Annotated in this window: 4 protein-coding genes; all 4 read right to left on the reverse strand. The window is 68.4% G+C overall.

Translation table 11 applies throughout. The features are described from left to right. Window positions 1-1593, reverse strand: a 1593-nt coding sequence (locus D588_RS0118295) for a TonB-dependent receptor (protein WP_017917006.1), incomplete at its 3' end; no start/stop codon positions are given. Window positions 1594-1834: 241 nt separating this feature from the next. Continuing rightward, window positions 1835-3886 carry a TonB-dependent receptor gene (locus D588_RS0118300; protein WP_017917007.1) on the reverse strand — a complete coding sequence of 684 codons (2052 nt, stop codon included), beginning with the start codon at window positions 3884-3886 and terminating at the stop codon, window positions 1835-1837. Window positions 3887-4137: 251 nt separating this feature from the next. Continuing rightward, window positions 4138-4893, reverse strand: coding sequence for an SDR family NAD(P)-dependent oxidoreductase (locus D588_RS0118305; RefSeq protein WP_017917008.1), 756 nt, complete (start codon window positions 4891-4893; stop codon window positions 4138-4140). 371 nt (window positions 4894-5264) lie between these two features. Then, window positions 5265-5586: SPOR domain-containing protein (locus tag D588_RS0118310; RefSeq protein ID WP_017917009.1), on the reverse strand; the 322-nt coding region annotated here is incomplete at its 5' end.

The following is a 5586-nucleotide window of genomic DNA, read 5'->3' on the forward strand; positions in this document are numbered from 1 at the left end:
GCGCCGGGTCTGGCCCAGGCCCACGGTGGTGCCGGAGCTGACGTTGTTGGCCACCTCGTCGGTGGCGTCCTGACGCCAGACCGCCACGCGCGCCTCGGTACCGGCGGCTGGCTGCAGTTTCAGGCCCAGTTCCTTGCCGGTGTTGATCGACGGCCGCACGCCCGGCTGGCCCGGCGTCAGGTAGGCCGGGGCGGTGGAACCGGTGAGGATCTGGAAGGTGCGGCCCCAGTTGGCATAGACGCTCAGCTGAGGGCTCAGCGCGTAGATCACGCTGAGCTTGGGCTGGTCGATCCAGCCGTAGCGCTGCAGCGGCGCGTGCACGCCGCCGGGCAGCGTGGTGTCGCCGGAAAAGCGGTCGACGCGGAACGCCGGCACGATCTTCAGCGCGTCGGTCGGCTGCAATACCGCCTGCAGGTACAGGCCGAGGTTGTCCAGCGTGTAACGGTCGTCGTTCTGCACGCGCGCCGGCGCGCTCCAGAAATCGGTCGGCACCGCGTAGGCATAGCGGTAGCGGCGATAGCGGTTGTTCTGGTGCTCGGCGTTGAGGCCGCCTTCCACGCTCAGCAGGTCGCTGGCCTGCCAGGTGACGGTGCTGAGCAGGCCGGTCTGGGTTTCGTCCCATTGCCGGCGCTGCCGCGGTGCGTTGCCGACCGGGTAGGGGGTGAAGGTGACGCGGCGTTCCTCGTCGTAGCGGTTGACGTACAGCGTGTTGCGCAGCTGCACACCGTCGCCGAGCTTGAAGTCGGCATGCACGCTGGCCTGGCGCAGGGTGCGCTCGCCGCCGTCGTTGGCATTCTGTGGCGGCGACTGGTCGCGGTCGTCGTCCCATTGCGCGGCGGTGAGGAAGCCGGGCGCATCGGCCTTCAGATGGTAGGCGCGGGCGATCAAACCGATGCGTGCGGTGTCGTCGTCCTCGCCGTAGAACCACTTGCCGCCGAGCGTGTACTTGCGCGCGCTGTCGTGCGCGCGCTCGCCTTGTGTGGCCTGGGCGCCGACGAAATAGTTCTGCGCCAGGCCGCCGGCTTCATGGCCGACGGCGTACTGCAGTGCGCGCGTGGCGAAGCTGCCGTAGCTCAGCCGCAGGTCCTGGTAGTCGCCGCCCTGGCGAGTGGCGATGTTGAGGTTGCCGCCGATGTTGTGCAGGCCGTAGCGCGGGTCGTTGGTGCCGCGCACGACTTCGATGTAGGCGATCTCCAGCGGGAAGATCATGTCGGTGAAGCGCTGGTTGCCGCTGTTGGCGTCGCTGGGCACGCCATCGATCAGGATCTTGATGCCGTTGAGGTAGCCCTCGCCGTTGAAGGCGCGGAAGGTGGCCTTGCCGGATTCGGCGCCCTGGCGGATCTCGGTGAGCTGCACGCCGGGCATCATGCCCAACAGCTCCCAGCCGTTCATGACCTGCTTGTCGCCGATCTGCTCGCTGCCGAGCACGTCGACCGAACTGAGGATGTTGCGGGTGGACAGCGAGGCGGCGGTCTCGCGCCGCGCCTCCACGGTGCCGAGGGTGGTGGTGGTCTCGGAGGTGAGGGTCTGCGCGGCGGCATGGCCGGCGGCAAGCCCGGCCAGCACGGCCAGGGCAAGGGAGTCGATCTTCATGGGGTCTGCAAGCAAGTGGGGACAGCGGAGGGCTGGCGGCAACGGCGAGGTTGCGGGGCTTGCTTGTTCGGTACGCTGGGCGTACCTCGCTCCGTGAAGGCGATGTTATGCGATTTCGCGGGGAAAATCGCGCGGTTGTCTGCGCCACGCAGGCAACCGCGCCGTGGCACATGCGTGCCCCGGACGGCGCCGGGGGAGGCAGAGGCGCGGCCGCAGCGGACCGCGCCGACGTCGGCGATGGCTACAGGCGCAGTTCGAAGCCGAGATAGGCCGCGCGTCCGGGCGCCGGCGAGAACATCGGCTGGTCGTTGCCGCCCCAGAAGAAGTTGTCGTACCAGACGTAGGCGTAGCGAGCGTCGGTGAGGTTCTTGACCTGCAGGTCGAGGCTGGTGCGCGGGCTGAGCTGGTAGCGCACGCTGGCATCGACCACGCGGAAGCCGCCGTACTTGCCCTGGGTATTGCGTTCGTCGATGTAGTAGTCGCCTTGCGCGCGCGCCTGCAGCCCCAGCTTCCAGCGTGCATCGGGCCGGTAGTCGACGCCGGCGTTGCTGATGTAGCGCGGGGTGGAGAACACCTCGCGTCCGCGCAGCGACTCGCCGCTCGCGGTAAAGGCGCTGACCACCTTGGCTTCCTGGATCGCGTGCGACAGCCACAGCGTCCAGCGCTCGCCCAGTTGCGTGCTCAGTTGCAGGTCCACGCCCTGCCGGCGGGTCTGGCCGAGCCCGACCGTGGTGCCGGTGCTGGGCATGTTGGCCACTTCGTCGGTGGCATCCTGGCGCCAGACCGCCACGCGCGCCTCGGTGCCGGCGACCGGCTGCAGTTTCAGGCCCAGCTCCTTGCCGGTATTGATCGAGGGCCGGAACGTGCTCTGCCCGGGCGTCAGGTAGGCCGGGGCGGTCGAGCCGGTGAGGATCTGGAAGGTGCGGCCCCAGTTGGCGTACACGCTCAGCTGCGGGGTCAGCGCGTAGATCACGCTGAGCTTGGGCTGGTCGATCCAGCCGTAGCGCTGCAGCGGCGCATGCACGCCGCCGGGCAGCGCGGTCTCGCCGGAGAAGCGGTCCACGCGGAATGCGGGAACGATCTTCAGCGCATCGCTCGGTTGGATCACCGCCTGCAGGTACAGGCCGAGGTTATCCAGGCTGTAGCGGTCGTCGTTCTGCACGCGTGCCGGCGCACGGTCGAAATCGGTCGGCACGCTGTAGGCGTAGCGCGAGCGCCGGTAACGGTTGTCCTGGTGCTCGGCGTTGAAGCCGCCTTCCACGCTCAGTAGATCGCTGGCCTGCCAGGTGACGGTGCTGAGCAACCCGGTCTGGGTTTCGTCCCATTGCCGACGCTGCCGTGGCGCGTTGCCCAGCGGGTAGCGGGTGAAGGTGATCCGTCGGTCGTCCTGGTAACGGTTGAGGTACAGCGTGTTGCGCAATTGCAAGCCGTCGCCGAGCTTGAAGTCGGCGTGCACGCTGGCCTGGCGCATGTCGCGGTCGTCGCCGTCGTTGGCGTTCTTCCGCGGCGACTGGTCGCGGTTCTCGGCCAACTCGGTGGCGGTGAGGAAGCCCGATTCGTCGGCCTCGTGGTGGTAGGCGCGTGCGATCAGGCCGATGCGTGCGGCATCGTCGTCTTCGCCGTAGAACCATTTGCCGCCGAGGGTGTACTTGCGCGAGCTGTCGTGCTGGCGATAGCCATGCGCGGCCTGCGCGCCGACGAAATAGTTCTGCGCCAGGCCATCGGCCTCATGGCCGACGGCGTACTGCAGTTCGCGGGTGGCGAAACTGCCGTAGCTCAGCCGCAGGTCCTGGTAGTCGCCGCCCTGGCGGGTGGCGATGTTGAAGTTGCCGCCGATGTTGTGCAGGCCGTAACGCGGATCGTTGGTGCCGCGCACCACCTCGATGTAGGCGATCTCCAGCGGGAAGATCATGTCGATGAAGCGTTGGTTGCCGCTGTTGACGTTGCTCGGCACGCCGTCGATCAGCACCTTGATGCCGTTGATGTAGCCCTCGCCGTTGAAAGCGCGGAAGGTGACCTTGCCGGACTCGGCACCCTGCCGGGTTTCGGTGAGCTGCATGCCGGGCATCTGCCCCAGCAACTCCCAGCTGTTCATGACCTGCTTGTCGGCGATCTGCTGGCTGCCGAGCACGTCGACCGAGCTGAGGATGTTGCGCGTGGACAGCGAGGCGGCGCTGTGGCGCCGCGCTTCCACGGTGCCGAGCGTGGTAGTGGTGTCGGGTGTCGTCTGCGCGGCGCCGTCGCCGGCCGCGAGCCCGGCCAGCACGGCGAGGGCATGGGTGTAGGTCTTCATGATGGCTGCGGACAAGGGGAGTGGAGACTGGCGGCAGCGGCTGGGCTGCGGGCGAGCGGGTGGTGCGCGGTCCGACGTACGAACGCGGCTCCGATTGTGCGATGTTATATCATTTCGTTAAGGAGTTGTCGGAATCGCCAGCCGGCCGGCGCGACAAGCGTCCGTCCCGACCGTGCGGCAGAGGGCCTTCGCCGCACGGGCGCGAGAGAGACGGGACGTGGCGGGACCGCGCGGAGCGGCCCCGCGGCCGTTCAGGCCGGTTGCCGCGCGACCTGGAAGCCGGCGAAGGACTGCGTCACCGGCATGATTTCCAATCGATTGATGTTCAGATGCGGCGGCAGCGTCGCCACCCAGAAGATCTGTTCGGCGATGTCCTCGGCGGTCATCGGCTGCGCACCCTGGTAGAGCGTGTCCGAGGCCTTCTGGTCGCCATGGGTGCGGACCAGGGTGAACTCGGTCTCGGCCATGCCGGGTTCGATCGCGGTGACGCGCACGCCGGTGCCATGCAGATCCGAGCGCAGGCCCAGCGAGAACTGGCTGACGAAGGCCTTGGTGCCGCCGTAGGTGTTGCCGCCGGGGTAGGGGTACAGCGCGGCGACCGAGCTGATGTTGATGATCGCGCCGCGGCGCTGGATCAGCGTCGGCAGCAGGCGATGGGTCAGCGTCACCAGCGCGGTGATGTTGGTGTCGATCATCGTGCGCCAGTCGTCCAGTTGCGCGGCCTGCGCCGGCGCGGTGCCCTGGGCCAGGCCGGCGTTGTTGACCAGCAGGTCGATGCCGCGGAACGCCTCGGGCAGCGCCGCCAGCATCGCGTCCAGCGCGTCGGTGTCGCGGATGTCGAAGGCGGCGATGTGCACGCGCTCGGCGCCGAAGGCGTCCAGCAGCGGCTGCAGGCGCTCGGCGCGGCGGCCGGTGGCGATCACGCGCCAGCCGGCATCGACGAAGCGGCGCACGGCGGCAGCGCCGAAACCGGAGGTGGCGCCGGTGATCAGGGCGGTCTGAGTCATTGGAGGGCCGGGAATGGGGAGTGGGGAATCGGGAATGGTAAAAGCAAAACCCGGTCGCGCGCGTCGACAGCGCGTGTGCCCGCGGGGGAAGTCGGCTTCGATGATTGAGACGGGCCAGCGCGGCGCGACAGCGCGCGGATCCGAAGCGTCTTCAGGCCTCGTCGCGCGGAACGGGACGTGCTCGCGTCCCCATTCCAGATTCCCTGGCTGCTAATTCTTTTGCGTAGTCGCCGGCAGCACGCTGCCGTGGAACTGCAACGTCATATCAAGCCAACGCGGCCCAATGTCAGCAGCGACAACCCATGCGCGCACGTACAGGTGAAAACGGCAAGAAAGCCGCTTCACCCATTCCCCAATCCCGATTCCCGGCCTCACTGCGCCTTGATCGCGATCGCCGACAGCCCGCTGCCGTTCAACTTCTGCTTGGCCTCGGCCAGTTCGCTGGCGGTGCCGTACGGCCCCATGCGCACGCGATAGACGGTCTTGCCGCTGATCTGCGCCGATTCCACGCGCGCCGACAGGCCCAGCATCGCCAGCTTGGCCTTGGTCGACTCGGCATCGCCGGAGGCGCCGAACGAGCCGGCCTGCAGGATGTAGCGCGCGTTGTCGGGCGCGGCCGCCGCCGCGGCAGTCGCCGGTGCGGTGGTCGCGGCCGGCGTTGCCGTGGTGGCCGCCGGTTTGGCGGCGGGGGGG

The organism is Xanthomonas sp. SHU 308, from assembly GCF_000364645.1.
Taxonomy (GTDB): domain Bacteria; phylum Pseudomonadota; class Gammaproteobacteria; order Xanthomonadales; family Xanthomonadaceae; genus Xanthomonas_A; species Xanthomonas_A sontii.